The organism is Pseudomonas sp. NPDC087690 (genome assembly GCF_044743175.1).
GTDB lineage: Bacteria > Pseudomonadota > Gammaproteobacteria > Pseudomonadales > Pseudomonadaceae > Aquipseudomonas.
This window is the reverse complement of record NZ_JBIUVX010000035.1, coordinates 1-17,794: the sequence shown is the minus strand read 5'-3', so window position 1 is coordinate 17,794 and position 17,794 is coordinate 1. Positions and strand designations below refer to the sequence as shown.

At 58.9% G+C, this 17,794-nt stretch carries 15 protein-coding genes; 7 read left to right on the top strand and 8 right to left on the bottom strand.

Annotation, left to right across the window (positions count from 1 at the left end):
* The first annotated feature begins 39 nt into the window (after positions 1–39).
* Positions 40–600 carry a glutathione peroxidase gene (locus ACIPIZ_RS23570; protein ID WP_007919788.1) on the top strand — a complete coding sequence of 187 codons (561 nt, stop codon included), beginning with the start codon at positions 40–42 and terminating at the stop codon, positions 598–600.
* Positions 601–777: 177 nt separating this feature from the next.
* Here ACIPIZ_RS23570 and ACIPIZ_RS23565 read toward each other — a convergent pair whose 3' ends face one another.
* The 3 genes from ACIPIZ_RS23565 to ACIPIZ_RS23555 form a co-directional block, all read right to left on the bottom strand.
* The gene (locus ACIPIZ_RS23565; RefSeq protein ID WP_105709301.1) at positions 778–2,049 is read right to left on the bottom strand and encodes an OmpP1/FadL family transporter; all 1,272 of its coding nucleotides are present in this window, start codon (positions 2,047–2,049) and stop codon (positions 778–780) included.
* Between the two features lie 146 nt (positions 2,050–2,195).
* Entirely contained in the window at positions 2,196–2,678 is a 483-nt protein-coding gene (locus ACIPIZ_RS23560) for a hypothetical protein (RefSeq protein WP_105709302.1), read from the bottom strand.
* A gap of 273 nt (positions 2,679–2,951) precedes the next feature.
* On the bottom strand, positions 2,952–3,176 hold the full coding sequence (locus tag ACIPIZ_RS23555; protein WP_003214941.1) for a hypothetical protein: 225 nt from the start codon (positions 3,174–3,176) through the stop codon (positions 2,952–2,954).
* 963 nt (positions 3,177–4,139) lie between these two features.
* On the opposite strand from ACIPIZ_RS23555, the gene ACIPIZ_RS23550 reads away from it, so the two are divergent.
* Both ACIPIZ_RS23550 and rmuC read left to right on the top strand, forming a co-directional pair.
* Positions 4,140–4,463 (top strand): hypothetical protein, encoded by a 324-nt coding sequence (locus ACIPIZ_RS23550; RefSeq protein WP_082355461.1) that lies wholly within the window; start codon positions 4,140–4,142, stop codon positions 4,461–4,463.
* 175 nt (positions 4,464–4,638) lie between these two features.
* Entirely contained in the window at positions 4,639–6,003 is a 1,365-nt protein-coding gene (rmuC, locus tag ACIPIZ_RS23545; protein WP_163024092.1) for a DNA recombination protein RmuC, read from the top strand.
* Positions 6,004–6,112: 109 nt separating this feature from the next.
* Here the strand turns inward: rmuC and ACIPIZ_RS23540 are convergent, their stop codons facing one another.
* Together ACIPIZ_RS23540 and ACIPIZ_RS23535 are read right to left on the bottom strand one after the other, a co-directional pair.
* Positions 6,113–9,583, bottom strand: a complete 3,471-nt coding sequence (locus ACIPIZ_RS23540) for a PAS domain-containing hybrid sensor histidine kinase/response regulator (RefSeq protein WP_064390922.1) — start codon at positions 9,581–9,583, stop codon at positions 6,113–6,115.
* Positions 9,584–9,841: 258 nt separating this feature from the next.
* A complete protein-coding gene (locus ACIPIZ_RS23535; RefSeq protein WP_105709304.1) occupies positions 9,842–10,384 on the bottom strand; it encodes a TetR/AcrR family transcriptional regulator in 543 nt (180 codons plus the stop codon).
* 91 nt (positions 10,385–10,475) lie between these two features.
* On the opposite strand from ACIPIZ_RS23535, the gene ACIPIZ_RS23530 reads away from it, so the two are divergent.
* From ACIPIZ_RS23530 to ACIPIZ_RS23515, 4 genes are all read left to right on the top strand, one after another.
* Complete coding sequence (locus ACIPIZ_RS23530; protein WP_401167741.1) at positions 10,476–11,663, top strand: MFS transporter; 1,188 nt, start codon at positions 10,476–10,478, stop codon at positions 11,661–11,663.
* Positions 11,664–11,714: 51 nt separating this feature from the next.
* Positions 11,715–12,026, top strand: coding sequence for a cupin (locus ACIPIZ_RS23525; protein ID WP_401167738.1), 312 nt, complete (start codon positions 11,715–11,717; stop codon positions 12,024–12,026).
* Positions 12,027–12,131: 105 nt separating this feature from the next.
* Complete coding sequence (locus tag ACIPIZ_RS23520) at positions 12,132–13,283, top strand: TDT family transporter (protein ID WP_105709307.1); 1,152 nt, start codon at positions 12,132–12,134, stop codon at positions 13,281–13,283.
* 99 nt (positions 13,284–13,382) lie between these two features.
* Positions 13,383–15,257, top strand: coding sequence for an MFS transporter (locus tag ACIPIZ_RS23515; RefSeq protein WP_105709308.1), 1,875 nt, complete (start codon positions 13,383–13,385; stop codon positions 15,255–15,257).
* Positions 15,258–15,354: 97 nt separating this feature from the next.
* Here ACIPIZ_RS23515 and sugE read toward each other — a convergent pair whose 3' ends face one another.
* The 3 genes from sugE to rdgC form a co-directional block, all read right to left on the bottom strand.
* The gene (gene sugE / locus ACIPIZ_RS23510) at positions 15,355–15,669 is read right to left on the bottom strand and encodes a quaternary ammonium compound efflux SMR transporter SugE (RefSeq protein WP_008077894.1); all 315 of its coding nucleotides are present in this window, start codon (positions 15,667–15,669) and stop codon (positions 15,355–15,357) included.
* A gap of 118 nt (positions 15,670–15,787) precedes the next feature.
* On the bottom strand, positions 15,788–16,753 hold the full coding sequence (locus ACIPIZ_RS23505; RefSeq protein WP_236431360.1) for a bile acid:sodium symporter family protein: 966 nt from the start codon (positions 16,751–16,753) through the stop codon (positions 15,788–15,790).
* A gap of 177 nt (positions 16,754–16,930) precedes the next feature.
* Positions 16,931–17,794 (bottom strand): recombination-associated protein RdgC (gene rdgC / locus ACIPIZ_RS23500; RefSeq protein WP_401167732.1); only part of this gene is annotated, 864 nt, incomplete at its 5' end.

Here is a 17,794-nt window from a genome sequence, read left to right as displayed (position 1 = left end):
GTAACGTCGAAGGCTGATGACTGCTCAAGGATGCTCGACATGCTGATGCGCTGGTGTGCTGTTCCCGCGTTGCTGATGGCGTTGACTGGCCTGGCCCAGGCCGCTGACTGTCCAGAATTGCTGCAAGGCTCGCTGCCGAAGTTGCGAGCCAAGGAATCCATCGATTTGTGCAAGCAGTACGCCGACAAGCCGTTGGTGGTGGTCAATACCGCGAGCTTCTGCGGTTTCGCGCCGCAGTTCGAAGGCCTTGAGGCGCTGCATAAGCGCTACGAAGGTCAAGGGCTGGAAATGCTCGGCGTGCCTTCCAATGACTTCAAGCAGGAGTCCAAGGACAGCGCCGAGACCGCCAAGGTCTGTTACGCCAATTACGGCGTGACGTTCGCCATGACCGAGCCGCAGAAGGTTCGTGGTGATGACGCGACACATCTGTTTCAAGTGCTGGCGGCACAGAGCAGCGCGCCGAAGTGGAATTTCTACAAGTATGTGGTCGATCGTCAGGGCAAGGTGATCGCCAACTTCTCCAGCCTGACCAAGCCTGATGATCCGGAATTCATTGCTGCGATCGAGAAGGCCATCGCCTCGAAACCCTTGAAGCCCTGATCTGTAGGAGCTGCGGCACGCTGCGATCTTTTGACTTTAAAAAACAGATCAAAAGATCGCAGCCTCGTTGCACTCGACAGCTCCTACAGGTCGCACAAACTTCAGGCATAAAAAAGCCCCGCCTCTGCAAAGAGAGCGGGGCTTTTGTCGGCGAGGGGGCAGCCTCGCCATGCAGCATCAGAAGCGGTAGGTCGCGCCGACACCGAAACCGTTTGCCGAGTTTTCATACTTGGCGTCGTAGGTCTGGCCACGATTGTTTTCGTTGCGGATCTTCACCGACTCTTCCTTCAGGTACGAGTAAGCGACGTCGATGGTCAGGTCGTCGGTCGGGCTCCAGCCGGCACCGATACTGAAGATGGTGCGGTCACCAGTCGGAATGCGTGGCGAACGGTCTTCGTTGTTGGTCGGCGACTGGTCGAACGTCAGACCGGTACGCAGTACCCATTCCTTGTTCAACTGGTACGAGGTGCCCACGGCGTAAGCCCAGGAGTCGTGCCAGTTCTGGTCTTCGTTGATCGAACCGAACTGGCCGGCCAGCAGCGGCTGAACGCCAGAGTTTTTCACGGTGATTTTTTCCAGCTGGCTCCAACGGGTCCAGGTGGTACCGGCATACACGTTCCAGCGATCGTTGATCGCCTGGGTAACCGAGAGGTCGACCGATTCAGGTGTGGTGATCTTCAGCGAAGCGTCGTACTTCTGGTTGGCGCCCAGACCGACTGCGGCCAGTGCGCCGTAATTGACCTTGGTGTTGCCTTCGAGCTTGTAGTCGACTTTCGAGTGGTAAGTCAGACCGACGCGCGTGCTGTCGGTGGCTTGTACCAGCAGGCCGACGTTGTAGCCCAGCGCGGTGTCGTCACCCTTGATCTTGACCTTGCCGTCCGGCAGGGCTTGAGTGATCGACAGGTTGGATTCCAGCGCACCGTCAATGCGGTTGATGGTTGGACCGAAACCGATCGACACTTTGTCGTTGAAGGCGTAGCTGACGGTCGGTTGGAAAGTGATGACTTGCACTTCGGACTTGCTGCCGAAGTAACGGCCGGCAAAGCCGTTTTCGTAATCAGTGATCAGACCGAACGGCACATAAACACCGAGGCCGAATGCCCAATGCTCATCGATTGGTTTGACATAGAAGCCCATAGGTACAGCGGTGAAGGGCACCATGTCGCCTTTGTTGCTGCCGCCGTTGGGGCTGGAACTGGCATTGCTGATATCGGTGTGAGCATCGACAACGGCTACGCCACCGGTAACCTGTTCGCGCTTGATGCGCGACATGCCAGCAGGGTTGCCATAAACAGTGCTTGCGTCGTCGGCAGAAGAAGATCGCCCGGCAAAACCAGTCCCCATCCCACTGATGCTTTGTTCGTTGAGGGCAAAGCCGGCCGCGAAAATTTGAGTGGAGGCGAGGGTAACGGCGAGGCTAAGGGTGGTTTTGAGCATGACTTTTTTCATTATTAGAACTCCTGGTGATCACCGGGGCGAAAATTACCAACATTTTCGTCCCAGCGCCATAGTCCGTATGCCTTGATTTAGAGCGGTTTTGTAGGACAATCCGACCAGATTCGCGACCTGTTGCAAGATCTTCCGAAACTGGGCAGTCAGCAGGCGACCTGATTCAGCGGTGAAACACAGGTTTGCCAGGCGCAAGTGAAATCGCGCAGGCGACCTTGGGGTTGAAAGGTCTGGCGCCAGATGCGCGCCATGCCGAGCAAATCGGCCGGGTCGGGGAGGGTGGGGTTTTGTTCTTCGACCAGCAGCCAGGCGATGGCAGTGGCATAGCGCAGATTGACGGTCAGTTCGAGGTGCGGGCCACTGAGAAAAGCATGCTGGCTGGCCAGGCCGCGAACGAGGCTGGCGCGTTCCGGATCGAGTGCCAGATAGTCATCCCAGAGTGCCTGGTGGCGGTGCTCGGCAATGCGGTAAAGCCCGTAGCCGCGGCGGTCATGCAGGGCGGAGCCGAGGGCGGACTGACTGGCGGCGATGCCCAGCAACAGGGATTCGGCGGTTGCACAGTGACGTCCCAGGTAGATCAGTGTGGGGCGAATCACGTAGCGGCACAGTTCGCTGGCAGCGATACCCATAAAGCCCTCGATTCTTGTAATGAGGGGCGAGTCCTGAAGGGGCCTTGGCAGCGGTGGATCGGTTCAGGCTCGCCACAAGCGGATCACGCCGCTTGAGTTGAAGTGTAGTGTCATATTCGCAGCGTAAAGGTCTGTTTTTAAAATATTTCCGCCTTCGAGTTATAACCGTTATATCTGAAGGTGCTTAGGCGGTTTGCGCTAAAAGTGAAACATCGGGCAATAAAAAGCCCCGCATTTTGTGCGGGGCTTTTGCTTTTGCAGCCTTTTCGGCTTTCAGGCAACCAGTGCCTGACGGGTACGGTCGATCACGGCCTGCAGCGGTTCAGCGCTGGAGTATTGATCAGGGTACAGACGCTCGCTGTGGCGGGCGATACCGTGCTCGTTGACCAGAGTGAAGCTGAAGCAGCCTTTGCGAGCGGCCATGATCAGGCAGTTCATTGGAGCAAAAGCATTGGTTAGGGTGCGAATGGCATCCTGAGTATGGATTTGAGTAGACATAGTTATTAGGTGTTCCTACAAATGACACGGATAAGAACCGTGCAACGTTAAAACGTTCCAGTAACGTCGACCACCATTGGTCGAACGAAGAACCCGACTGGAACAAAGCAGCCAGTTTGAAGCGCTGATAAGTTGGCGCGCTTGGGCTGGCAGGTAGGTACTTAGGAGGGCAGGCAACACATCGAGGGCAAAGGTTCTGGGCCCGGGGTGAAGATCCTGATCAATTTGCAGGTTGGTTCGGTCAGAGTAAATGGCCTTGGCAACACCCTTTGCATCATTCAAAGGCAGTGTCGTCGCAAGATTTACCTGGAAACCATCGAGGGGTCGTTCCCGCTTTTTTCGGTAAAGGCTTCTTGGAAGAAGGTTGACCGTGGGGATGTGTTCGACCGGAATTGACTTTCAGCTTGGTACTAACGCTGCGGATACTAACGGATAGGCTTGAGCAATGCAAACCCGAAGTGAAAAAACATTGCATGCGCGGAGCCTTTCTGCTTTTGGATACGCAGCACTGCCCCTGATTGGCTCACTTCTCGACCGTTGGTCGCTGTGAAGCAACCTGTCAGAGGCCTCGCCTGAGCGCTTTATCACCAGCTTGAGTGCCTGAATGACCCGAAAAGGCGCATCGATATAACCGGGTAACAGCTACTTGTGCACATTAGTTGCGCGCACTGTAACGACGCTGTCATTTTAATCCTGACCCTGATGGCTGCCTGCATCAAAAGTTTAAGTCAATGAAAAAAAAGGCTTTTCTGAGTTGGTGAAAAAATCGTCAGTTTAACTGCGAGCCCCATTCCACAAGGCTTTGCGAGGGTTGCAACGCGGTTGTCCACTGAGTTATCCACAGCTTCTGTGGATTGTCCCGAGCGCTTGCTCTAGGACGGGCGTGCCGGGTTGTCTTTCGACTTTACCTGTAGGAAAAAGAGAGTAGAGTGGCGCGCCTTCCGATCTGTCCCACAGTGCTTTATGAAGTTTCGCTCAGTATCAGACTCTGTTACCTCACAACCCCTTCCTGTTACCTCGCCCAAGCGCTTTTCCGTGCGTGTTGCCGAATGGCTGCTCGACAGTCCGCGCCTGAGTGACAGCCACAACGCCAAGCATTTGGCCGGCCGCCTGCTCAAGCAGCCGGCGCGCGAAGGCGTAGTGGCGGCACAAAGCCGTCTCGGACAACTGATGTGCCGTGAATGCGGCAATGCCCGCGACCGTCGTATCGGCCAGGACTTGCTGCGTTCGGCAGCTCGCGCGGGTGACCGGCGTGCGCAACAGGAACTCGGTCTCATCGACGACTGAGCTGTCCAAGCTCTGGCGCCTTGGTTAACCTTCAGGCTTTATCGGATCGGCAGGAGTCGCTATGGCTATGGACTTGACCAGCATATTGCTCGGTCTCGCAGGGGCAGGCTTGCCGCTGCTGGCGTTGGCCTGGCAACTGCAACGCCGGGCGAGTAACGCTCAGGCAGACGTGGCGTTGCTCGAAGAGCGGCTGGCCATGGCGCAACTGGCGCAGGACGGGCTCAACGCGCAACTGGATGCCAGTCGCGATGAAGTCGCCGACCTCGGTCAGGCCAACGCCGCGAAACAGGCGGATCTGGCGGCCCTGCGTCGGGAAGTAGAACTGCTGCAGATCGAACGCGACGATGCTCGTGACGCCTCCCATGCCTGGAACCTTGAGCGCGCCAACAAAGAAGCCGAGTTGCGCCGCCTCGACGCTCAGGCCGCTTCGTTGAACGCCGAATTGCGCGAACAGCAGGAAAGCCATCAACAACGCCTCAACGACCTGCAAGGCTCACGCGATGAATTGCGCGCGCAGTTCGCCGAGCTGGCCGGAAAGATTTTCGATGAGCGCGAACAGCGTTTTGCCGAGACCAGTCAGCAGCGTCTCGGGCAATTGCTCGATCCTTTGAAAGAACGCATCCAGTCCTTCGAAAAACGTGTGGAAGAAAGCTATCAGGCCGAAGCCCGTGAGCGTTTCTCGCTGGCCAAGGAATTGGAGCGCCTGCAAGCGCTCAACCTGCGTCTGAGCGACGAAGCAACCAATCTTACACGCGCACTCAAAGGCCAGAAAACCCAAGGCAACTGGGGCGAGTTGATTCTTGAGCGCGTGCTCGAACACGCCGGTCTGGAAAAGGGCCGCGAGTACCAGACGCAGGTCAATCTCAAGGGCCCGGATGGCGAGCGCTTCCAGCCGGATGTGATCATTTATCTGCCGGGCGACAAGCAGGTCGTGGTCGACTCCAAGGTCAGCCTCACCGCGTATCAACAGTACGTCGCCGCTGATGACGACACCCTCGGACAGATCGCGATCAAGCAGCACGTGCTGTCCTTGCGCACTCATGTCAAAGGTTTGGCCGGCAAGGACTACAAGCGTCTGGAAGGCCTGCACAGCCTCGATTTCGTCTTGCTGTTCGTGCCGATCGAAGCGGCATTCTCCGCCGCTTTGCAGGCTGAGCCGACGCTGTTTCAGGAAGCCTTCGACCGCAACATTGTCATCGTCAGTCCCACCACGTTGCTGGCGACATTGCGGGTCATCGACAGCCTGTGGAAACAGGAGCGCCAGAGCCAGAACGCCAGGGAAATCGCCGAACGTGCCGGGTGGCTGTACGACAAGTTCGTGCTGTTCATCCAGGATCTGGATGAGGTCGGCAATCGTCTGCAGCAACTGGACAAGGCCTACAGCTCAGCGCGCAACAAGCTGACCGAGGGACGCGGCAATCTGGTCAGTCGCAGCGAGCAGCTCAAACTGCTCGGCGCGCGGGCGAGCAAGAGCTTGCCGGCGGATTTGCTGGAACGGGCGATGACCGATGTCGATGGTCTCGTCGAGCTTCCCGAGTGACTCTAAAAGCTTCGTCAGATCGCCGCCCGGAGCAGGCTCGCTCCCACATTGGAATGCATTCAAACTGTGGGAGCGAGCCTGCTCGCGAAGGCGTCAGTAAAGTCACCACCTATAGCGGCAAATACCGACTCAATAACGCCCGCAACGCCGCCGGTTTCACCGGTTTCGGCAGATAATCCAGCCCCGCCGCATGCACCTGCGCGACCGTCTCCGGCCGGCCGTCCGCACTGATCACCACACCCGGTACCGGCTCGCCCAACGTGGTGCGCAACCAGGCCATCAAGTCAGTGCCGGTGTCGCCGTGATCCAGGTGATAGTCGACCAGTGCCAGTTGCGGGCGCACGCCTTCGCTCAGCAATGCCGCGCACTCCTCGCGATTGCGCGCCGTCCACACCTGGCATCCCCAACGACTCAACAAGCTGTGCATACCGATCAGAATGCTGTCTTCATTGTCGATGCACAGCACCCGTGCGCCGCTGTGCAATGTGCCATTCAACTCGACAGAAATGCTCGACGGTACGGATTGCGTCGGTGCCAATGGCACGCTGACGCTGAATACACTGCCGCGTCCTGGCCACGAACGCACACGTAGCGTATGGCCGAGCACGCGACACAAACCGTCGGCAATCGCCAATCCAAGCCCCAGACCTTTTTCGGCACGGGTCTGATGACTGTCGAGACGTTTGAACTCTTCGAAAATTACCTGCAGCTTGTCTTCCGGAATACCCGGTCCGCGATCCCACACTTCCAGCGACAATTCTTCCCCGCAGCGACGCACGCCCAGCAGCACCGGACCTTTGGCGTAGCGGAAGGCGTTCGTCAGGAAGTTCTGCAAAATCCGTCGCAACAATTTGCTGTCGCTGTCGATGCGCAAATGGCTGCTGCGCACGCGAAAGCTCAAGCCTTGTTCTTGCGCCAGCGCCTTGAATTCGGCGCCGAGAATGTCGAACAACTCATTGAGTGCAAAAGGCTTGCGGTCCGGGTTGATCTTGCCGTTTTCCAGCCGCGAGATGTCGAGCAGATCGCTGATCAAGTCCTCGGCCGAACGCAGCGAACTGTCGAGGTGTTGCACCAGTTTCTGCGCTTCGCTACTCAAGCCATCGTCCTGATGGGAGAGGGCGGCGGAGAACAGCCGTGCAGCGTTCAGCGGCTGCATCAAGTCATGACTGACCGCCGCGAGGAAGCGGGTTTTCGATTGGTTTGCCGCCTCGGCGGTACCTTTGGCTTCGGTCAGCGCGACGTTGAGTTGCGACAACTCTTGCGTGCGTTCGCTGACGCGTTGCTCGAGGCCCTCGTTGGCCTCGGTCAGCGCCTGCTCAGCCTCGCGGAACGCGGTGATATCGGTGAAACTCATGACAAAACCACCGCCCGGCATCGGGTTGCCGATCAACTCGATCACCCGGCCGTTGGGAAACAGCCGTTCCGAGGTGTGCGCGCGGCCCTGGCGCATCCAGTGCAGGCGGCGGGCAACGTGTACCTCCGCTTCGCCTGGGCCACACAAACCGCGCTCGGCGTTGTAGCGAATGATGTCGGCAATCGGCCGCCCGACGCTGATCAGACCGTCGGGATAATTGAACAGCTCCAGATAACGCCGGTTCCACGCCACCAGTTTCAGCGACTGGTCGACCACGCTGATGCCTTGGGTGATGTTCTCGATCGCGCCTTGCAACAAGGCGCGGTTGAATTGCAGCACCTCCGATGCTTCGTCAGCGATCCGGACGACGTCCTCCAGTTGCATTTCCCGACCTTCGATGGCGGCTTTTACTACAGCGCGCGTAGAAGAGGCGCCAAGTACACCGGCCAGCAAGCGCTCGGTGTGAGCGATCCATTCGCCGTCGGCATTCTGGTTCGGATTGAAGCCCTTGCCTTGACGATAGGCAAAGCGGATGAAGCTCTGGCGCGCACGCTCTTCACCGACAAAGCGCGCGGCCAGTTGCAGCAAATCGTCGATCTGCACCGCCAGCATCGAGCGTGCACTGGGCCGCGCGCTGATCTCCTGACCAATGAAACGCCCGGCCTGCCAATGCTCTGACACCCGCGTACGGGACAGCACCGAGACCCACGCAAACAGCGTGAAATTACCCGCCAGCGACAGCACCACGCCTTGGGTCAGCGGGGTGATCGGCAGATTCAGCGGATTGCTGTGCAACCACGCCAGCCCCGGGAAACTGCTCAGCGACCAGCCAAGGCTGTGCGCGGCGATCGGCAGAATCAGTGTGTAAAACCACAGGAATGTGCCCGCGGCCAAACCTGCGAAAACGCCACGGCGGTTGGCCTGCTTCCAGTACAGGGCGCCGAGCATGGCCGGTGCCAGTTGAGTCACGGCAGCAAAAGCGATCTGGCCGATGGTGGCGAGGCTGGCGGTGGAGCCGAGCAAACGGTAGCTGACATATGCCAGCAGCAGGATCACCACGATGCTCACCCGGCGCACCGACAACATCCACTGGCGGAACACTTCGAACGGGCGCTCGGCGTTGTTGCGCCGCAGCAGCCACGGCAACAGCATGTCGTTGGAAACCATGGTCGACAACGCCACGCTGGCGACAATCACCATGCCGGTCGCCGCCGAAGCGCCGCCGATAAACGCCAGCAACGCCAGCGCTGGATGGGCCTGCGCCAAGGGCAGGCTGATGACGAAAGAGTCGGGCAAGACGTCGCTCGGCAGCATCATCTGACCGGCCAGAGCGATCGGCACTACAAACAGCGCGGCCAAGGCCAGGTAAGCCGGGAACACCCATTTGGCCAGACGCAGATCCTGTGGATCGATGTTTTCCACCACGGTGACGTGGAATTGCCGTGGCAGGCAGATGATCGCCATCATCGCCACGCCAGTCTGCACCACCATTGATGGCCAATTGATGGTTTCTTTCCAGTATTCCTCAAGGCGCGGCGCGAGCATCGCTTGATTGAACAGGTCGTCGAAACCGTCATACAGGCCATAGGTGACGAAGGCGCCGACGGCAAGAAAGGCAAACAGCTTGACCAGCGATTCGAAGGCAATCGCGAGCACCATGCCGCGGTGGTGTTCGGTGGCATCGAGGTTGCGTGTACCGAAGACGATGGTGAACAGCGCCAGCACCAGCGATACGATCAGCGCGGTGTCCTGGGCGCGGGTACCCATGGCGTCGGCGCCGGCGCCAATCAACAGGTTCACACCGAGGACGATGCCTTTGAGTTGCAGGGCGATGTAGGGCAGAACGCCGACCAGACAGATCAGCGCGACCACCACCGCCAGCGATTGCGATTTACCGTAGCGCGCGGCGATGAAGTCGGCGATGGAGGTGATGTTCTCCTGTTTGCTGATCATCACCATTTTTTGCAGGACCCACGGCGCCCCCACCAGCAGCAGGATCGGCCCGAGGTAAATCGGCAGGAATGACCACAGTTGTTCTGCTGCCTGGCCGACCGCACCGAAGAACGTCCAACTGGTGCAGTAAACCGCCAGTGACAGGCTGTACACCCAAGCACGCATGCGCGGCGGCAACGGCGTGCTGCGACGGTCGCCGTAGAAGGCGATGGCGAACATGATGGCCATATAGGCCAGGGCGACGGCGGCGATCAGCCCGGTGGACAACGACATGCAACACTCCCGACAGAAGACTCCCCGGCACTCCTGCCCGGGCGGACAGTCTCGCACGCGCGAGGCGGTTAGTCAGTGTCGACCAAGGTCGTGGCGTGGCGGGGTGTCGCAGGTTTGAATGGAGGCGTTGTGCGATGACATTGCCAGGCATCGAACCCTGTAGGAGCTGTCGAGTGAAACGAGGCTGCGGTCTTTTGATCTTTCAAAATCAAAATCAAAAGATCGCAGCGTGCCGCAGCTCCTACATGAATATCGATGTCAGTCCTGACGCAGCGCAATATCGATCAGACGATGCAACTCTTCAACCTCAAGCGCCGCCGCCGAAAACAGGATCCGGAACACCACCGGCGCCACCACCAGATTGATCAACCGATCAACACTCGGCGCCGTCTCATCGGGGTGCCGCGCAATGATCGTCTGCAACTGCGCGCCAATGATCGTCACGCAATACCCCGGCGTCGCGCTCGCCTGCACGTCACGCATCATGTTGCGGCCGGGTTCGGAACTCATCTCGTCGAGATACTGCTCGGCCCAGGCGCGGATATCGCTGCGCAGACTGCCGGTTTCAGCCGGTTCGCTGTCCGGACGCATGCGGGCGAGGGCGACATCTGCCAGCAACGCTGCGAGATCGCCCCAGCGCCGATAAATCGTCGACGGCGTCACTCCGGCGCGCGCGGCAATTTGCGGCACGGTCACCGTCGAGCGCTCCTGTTCCTGCAGCAGTGCGCGGACTGCCGAGTGAATCGACTCTTGCACCCGGGCACTGCGACCGCCGGGGCGTAAACCTTCTTTAATAGCCATGCGGCAGACCTTAACACAAAGAATTTGCTTTAAGCGTGAGGCAGTAGCACACTCCGCAAAAGCAAAAAATTAGCTTTTGCGGAGTGTGCCCATGACCAGCCTTGCTTCCCATCGATCCAGCCTGTGGTTTCTGGCGATCACCTTACTCAGTTTTCTCGCCGCGTCCACGGCGCCGACGCCGCTGTATCACCTGTATCAGGATCAGCTGCATTTCTCGGCAGCGGTGCTGACGCTGATCTTCGGCGTCTACGCGCTCAGTCTGTTGGCGGCTCTATTGACCGTGGGCTCACTGTCCGATCACCTCGGACGCAAACCGGTGATCTTCACCGCCGTGCTGTTGAATGCGCTGGCGATGTTGCTGTTCATCTACGCCGATAGCGTAACGTGGCTGATCAGTGCTCGCGTCCTGCAAGGTTTTGCCACCGGTATGGCGACGGCGGTATTGAGTGCTACGTTGCTCGACACCGATCACCAGCAAGGCCCGTTGATCAATAGCGTCGCGCCGCTGCTGGGGATGGCGCTGGGTGGCATGGGTTGCGGGTTGCTCGCCGAATTTGCCCCGGCACCACTGCAATTGACCTATTGGCTGTTGCTCGGTTTGTTTGTGTTGCAGGGCATTTATGTCTGGCGCTTGCCCGAAAGCGCTTCGCCTCAGGCCGGCGCCTGGGCGTCTTTACGGCCAACGTTGCATGTGCCGGTTCAAGCGCGCTCAACGTTGTGGAAAGTTCTGCCATTGAATACCGCAACGTGGGCGCTCGGTGGTTTCTATGCCTCGCTAGCGCCGTCACTGGTGCGCACTGCCACTGGGTCGACGTCCAACCTGATCGGCGGCGCGACGGTAGCGGCACTGACAGTGACCGGCGCGCTGATGATCTTCACCTTGCGCAATCGCAGCGCCAAACGCGCATTGCAGCTGGGCGCAAGCTTGTTGCCGATGGGGCTGGTGCTGATTCTGCTCGGCGTGCACAGCGCCAGTCTGTCGCTGTTTTTCCTCGGCACGTTGGTGGCCGGGTGCGGCTTCGGTTCCGGGTTTCTCGGTGCTGTGCGCAGCCTGGTGCCGCTGGCGCTGTCCCATGAACGGGCGGGTTTGATGTCGGCGTATTACGTGCTCAGTTATCTGGCGTTCTGCTTGCCGGCGTTGCTCGCCGGGCACTTGTCGCGCAGCTACGGTCTGCTGGCGACCACCGATGGTTACGGAGCGATTTTGATCGTGCTGGCCGTCGGCGCGTTGTTGCTCAGCCTGCGTCCTGCGCCGGCCAAAGTGTGCCGCGCTCCATAATCGCTGCGGTTTCGGTTAGCCTTGCCCAGCCTTCTTTTCACGGATCGACTCATGAAGATTATTCGCAGCAAAACCTTTACCGCCGAGCGCGCCTGGGGCGCGCTGGACATCGCCAACATGAACGGCATCACCACGCGCCTGCACTGGACCGATCAGCCGTACCAATGGCACGTCAACGACGGCGAGGAAGTGTTCGTGGTGCTCGATGGCCAGGTACTGATGCATTACCGTGAAAAAGGCGAGGAAAAACAGGTGCAGCTCGACGTCGGTGACATTTTCCATGCCTCGGTTGGCACCGAGCATGTCGCCCACCCGCAAGGCGTGGCGCGGATTTTGGTCATCGAATCCGCGGGCAGTGTCTGATTGCTTATTGGTAAAACAGATAACAGTTAGAGATATTACCCGTTATATAGATATTCGATTCGGTTCTACCATGGACTCAACCTCACCAGAGGACAGGAGCTCATGATGATTTGCCCCAACAGCGCCAAACCCGGCATCAAGCCGTTCAGCCAGCTTCAGCATCCGCGTGAAGTGATCCGCCAATTCACCCCGAACTGGTTCGCCGCGACCATGGGTACTGGTGTGCTGGCGTTGGCGCTGGCGCAACTGCCCTTGGCCATTCCTGGCCTGCACGCTATCGCTGAAGGTTTGTGGTTGTTCAACATTCTGTTGTTCAGCCTGTTTACCGCTGCCTACGCTGCGCGCTGGATCTTGTTCTTCGATGAAGCACGGCGGATTTTCGGCCACTCCACGGTATCAATGTTCTTCGGCACCATTCCCATGGGCCTGGCGACGATCATCAACGGCTTTCTGTTGTTTGGTCTGCCGCGTTGGGGCGACGGTGTGATTCATCTCGCCGAAGTGCTGTGGTGGATCGATGTGGCCATGTCGCTGGCTTGCGGCGTGCTGATTCCGTACATGATGTTTACCCGTCAGGAACACAGCATCGACCAGATGACTGCGGTTTGGCTGCTGCCGGTCGTGGCAGCAGAAGTGGCGGCGGCCAGTGGTGGTTTACTCGCGCCGCATCTCACCGATGCCCACTCGCAACTGGTGGTGCTGACGACGAGCTACGTGCTCTGGGCCTTTTCCCTACCGGTAGCGTTCAGCATTCTGACGATCCTGCTGCTGCGCATGGCCCTGCATAAACTGCCCCACGAAAACATGGCCGCTTCGAGCTGGCTGGCCCTCGGCCCGATCGGCACCGGCGCGCTGGGCATGTTGCTGCTCGGCGGAGATGCGCCTGCGATCTTCGCGGCGAATGGCCTGCCGGGCATCGGTGAAATCGCCTCGGGTCTTGGGCTTATTGCAGGGATCACCCTGTGGGGATTTGGTCTGTGGTGGATGCTGATGGCGCTGCTGATCACCGTGCGTTACTTGCGTGACGGCATTCCGTTCAACCTCGGCTGGTGGGGATTCACCTTCCCGTTGGGCGTGTATTCGCTGGCAACCCTGAAACTGGCGAGCACTCTGAACCTGACGTTTTTCAGCGTCGTCGGCACGCTGTTGGTGATGTTGCTGGCGGTGATGTGGCTGATTGTCGGCAAACGCACCGTGCAAGGTGCGTGGCGTGGTGAGCTGTTTGTCTCGCCATGTATTGCAGGTTTGAAGAAATAACCTGAAAAGTTTAGGTAAGGTGTGGCCTGGATCGCGGTTCGAGAATCCAATAAGCAGTACCCAGGCCTCTCTACCTTAAACATCAGGGAAACACGGAAGATGAGTCACCCCTCACAGTTCAACCTGCTGCGCACCCGGCGCTTCCTGCCGTTCTTTATTACCCAGTCGCTGGGCGCGTTTAACGACAACGTGTTTAAACAGTCACTGATCCTGGCCATTCTCTATCGATTGACCATCGAAGGTGATCGCTCGATCTGGGTCAATCTGTGCGCGCTGTTGTTTATCCTGCCGTTTTTCCTGTTCTCGGCACTGGCCGGACAGTTCGGGGAAAAATTCGCCAAGGACGCGCTGATCCGTCTGATCAAACTCGCGGAAATCGCGATCATGGCCGTAGGATCCGTCGGTTTCCTGTTCGATCATCTGTCACTGATGCTGGTGGCGCTGTTCGCCATGGGCACGCACTCGGCGCTGTTCGGGCCGGTGAAGTATTCGATCCTGCCGCAGGCGCTGCGTGAGGATGAGTTGGTCGGCGGCAACGGTCTGGTGGAGATGGGCACGTTTCTGGCGATTCTCGCCGGGACGATTGGTGCCGGGGTGATCATGTCCTCGACTCATTACGCGCCGTTGGTGTCGAGCGCCATCGTCGGCATCGCCGTATTGGGTTATCTGGCCAGCCGTAGCATTCCCCGCGCGGCGGCCTCTTCGCCAGAGATGCGTCTGAACTGGAACATCTTCAGTCAATCCTGGGCGACGTTGAAACTCGGTCTGGGCCAGACCCCAGCGGTGTCGCGCTCGATTGTCGGCAACTCGTGGTTCTGGTTTGTCGGGGCGATTTACCTGACGCAGATCCCTGCCTATGCCAAGGAATGGATGCACGGCGATGAGACCGTGGTCACCTTGATTCTCACGGTGTTCTCGGTCGGTATCGCGCTGGGCTCGATGCTTTGCGAGAAGCTCTCCGGGCGCAAGGTCGAGATCGGTCTGGTGCCGTTCGGCTCGTTCGGCCTGACCGTGTTCGGGCTGTTGCTGTGGTGGCACTCCGGTGGAATCCCCGACAGTGTCACCGGCCATAGCTGGATCGAGGTGCTGGGCTTTGTGCACACTTGGGCGGTGCTGATCGACATCCTCGGCCTCGGCATTTTTGGCGGTTTCTATATTGTGCCGCTGTACGCGCTGATCCAGTCACGCACCGCCGAGAACGAGCGGGCTCGGGTGATCGCCGCCAACAACATTCTCAACGCACTGTTCATGGTGGTCTCGGCGATTGTTTCGATCGTGTTGTTGAGCGTGGTGCAATTGTCGATTCCGCAGTTGTTCCTGGTGGTGTCGCTGCTCAACATCGGCGTTAACGCCTACATCTTCAAGATCGTCCCCGAGTTCAGCATGCGTTTCTTGATCTGGCTGCTCAGCCATTCCATGTACCGCGTCGAACATCGCAACCTTGACGCGATTCCTGACGAAGGCGCGGCACTGCTGGTGTGCAACCATGTGTCGTTCGTCGATGCCTTGCTGATTGGTGGCGCAGTGCGTAGGCCGATTCGCTTTGTCATGTATTACAAGATCTACAACCTGCCAGTGCTGAACTTTATCTTTCGCACGGCGGGGACCATTCCTATCGCCGGTCGCCAGGAAGACATTCAGATCTACGAAAAGGCCTTCACGCGGATTGCCCAATATCTGAAGGACGGTGAGTTGGTATGCATCTTTCCGGAAGGCAAGCTGACCGCCGACGGCGAGATGAATGAATTCCGGGGCGGGTTGACGCGGATTCTCGAAGAAACGCCGGTGCCGGTGATTCCACTGGCGTTGCAAGGGCTGTGGGGAAGTTTCTTCAGTCGCGATCCGAATAAAGGTGTGTTTCGGCGGTTGTGGTCGCGGGTGACGTTGGTGGCGGGTTCGCCGGTGGACGTAGATGCGGCGGAGCCGGCGAAGTTGCAGGTGTTGGTGGGGGAGTTGCGCGGGGCCGTTAGATAGTCGCTGATTGTGTTGGCCTTATCGCGAGCAGGCTCACTCCTGCATTTGAAATGCGTTTCCCTGTAGGAGTGAGCCTGCTCGCGATTGCGGTAGATGCCTAGGCGCTGACCTTAAGGCCAATCAACCCGGTAATGATCAACGCCACACTGGCCAGCCGAATCAACGCCATCGACTCGCCAAACAGAATGATCCCGGCAATCACCGTGCCCACGGCGCCGACACCGGTCCAGATCGCGTAAGCCGTGCCCAGCGGCAATTCCTTCATCGCAAGGCCGAGCAAACCAAGGCTGATGGCCATGGCCGCAACAGTCAGAGCGGTAGGTAGCGGGCGGGAGAAACCGTCGGTGTATTTCAGGCCAACGGCCCAGCCGACTTCGAACAGGCCGGCGAAAAACAGAATGATCCAGGACATGAAAGACCTCCATCGATTGACGGGGTCGTCCCCAGATTAGTGACTCGATCGAGCCGCAGGGTCGTCCCCGCGTTGCGCGATAGTTTGACCAGCATTAATCCGGGGATCAAGTTTCGCCTCAGTCGGCGGCTTGTTGCACCGAGGCCTCGCGATCTTCCTTCTCGCTCATGCGTCGGAAGTAGGTCGAAAGCAGCGCCCCGGAAATGTTGTGCCACACACTGAACAAAGCACTCGGCACCGCCGCCAATGGCGAAAAGTGCGCACTGGCCAGCGCGGCACCCAGGCCGGAGTTCTGCATGCCGACTTCCAGGGCCAGCGACTTGCGCTGGGCCAGTGGCAACTTGAACAGACGCCCGGTGAAGTAACCCAGCAGATAACCGAAGCTGTTGTGCAGCATCACCACGGCCATGATCAACAGACCGGATTCGGCAATCTTCGCCTGACTCGCGGCTACCACGGCAGTGACGATGATTACGATGCTGACCACCGACACCAGCGGCAACACGTCTACGGCGTGACGAACCTTGTCGCCGAGCAGGCGCTGGGCCACCACACCAAGGATGATCGGCAGCAACACCACTTGCAGGATCGACCAGAACAACTCCATGAACGATACCGGCAACCATGCCGAGGCCAGCAGCCAGATCAACGCCGGGGTCAGCAGTGGGGCGAGGAGGGTGGTGACGGCAGCGATCGCGACCGACAACGCCAGATCGCCGCGAGCCAGCCAGGTCATCACGTTGGACGACGTGCCGCTTGGGCAGCAGCCGACAAGAATCACGCCGACGGCGATTTCTGGCGGCAAATGAAATGCCTGGCAGAGCAACCACGCCACGCCGGGCATGATCACGAAGTGTGCAACCACGCCCAGTGCCACGCGCCATGGGTGGCGGGCAACAGCAGCGAAGTCGTCGAGTTTGAGGGTCAGGCCCATGCCGAACATCACCAGGCCGAGCAGCGGCACGATCGCGCTTTTGAGACCGAGGAACCATGCCGGTTGCAGGAACGCCACGACGGCGAAAATCAGAACCCAGTAAGCGAAGGTATTGCCGACAAAGCGGCTGAGTGCAGCCAGTGCGCGCATGGCTTGATCCTTATTATTAAATGAACACCATAAAACCAAATGTAGGAGTGAGCCTGCTCCGGGCGGCGATCCGACGATGGCGGTTGTTCAGTCAACAGTGGTGTTGAATGTCAGTCCCTCATCGTCGGATCGCCGCCCGGAGCAGGCTCACTCCTACAGTTTGGATATCACAAGGCGTTAGATCCCCTGCGGAGTCTCTTCACCACCCAACGCTTCCACCAGCGCCGGCAAGAAATCACCAAACGTCAGCATCATCAGGGTGAAGCTGGCATCCAGTTGCCCCAGCGCTTCATCGCCGCCGTCCTGTTCCGCCTGATCCTGCAGCAGATCTTCGAACTTCAGGCGTTTGACGGTCATCTTGTCGTCGAGCATGAACGACAGCTTGTCCTGCCAGGCCAACGACAGCTGGGTCACGACTTTGCCAGTGCTCAGGTGCAGCTGGATTTCTTCGCTGGTCAGATCCTGACGTTTGCAACGCACGATACCGCCGTCTTCGTGGGTATCGCGCAGTTCGCACTCGTCCAGTACATAGAAGTCGTCGGCGGCTTTCTGCGTGGTGACCCAATCGGTCATGACCGCTGTCGGTGCCATTTTTACCGTCAACGGACGGACGGGCAGGGTGCCGATCACTTCACGCAGGGTCGACAGCAGGTCTTCGGCGCGTTTCGGGCTGGCCGAGTTGACCAGGATCAGGCCCTGTTTCGGCGCAATCGCGGCGAAGGTCGACGAGCGACGGATAAAGGCGCGCGGCAGGAACGCCTGGATGATTTCATCCTTGATCTGATCGCGTTCCTTCTTGTAGACCTTGCGCATCTGTTCGGCTTCGATCTCTTCGACCTTTTCCTTGACCGCGTCACGCACGACGCTGCCCGGCAGAATGCGTTCTTCTTTACGCGCGGAAATCAGCAGGAAGTCACCGCTGACGTGCACCAATGGAGCATCTTCGCCTTTGCCGAACGGCGCGACGAAACCGTAGGTGGTCAACTCCTGGCTTGCACATGGACGCGCCAGTTTGGTGGCCAGTGCAGTTTCCAGCGCCTC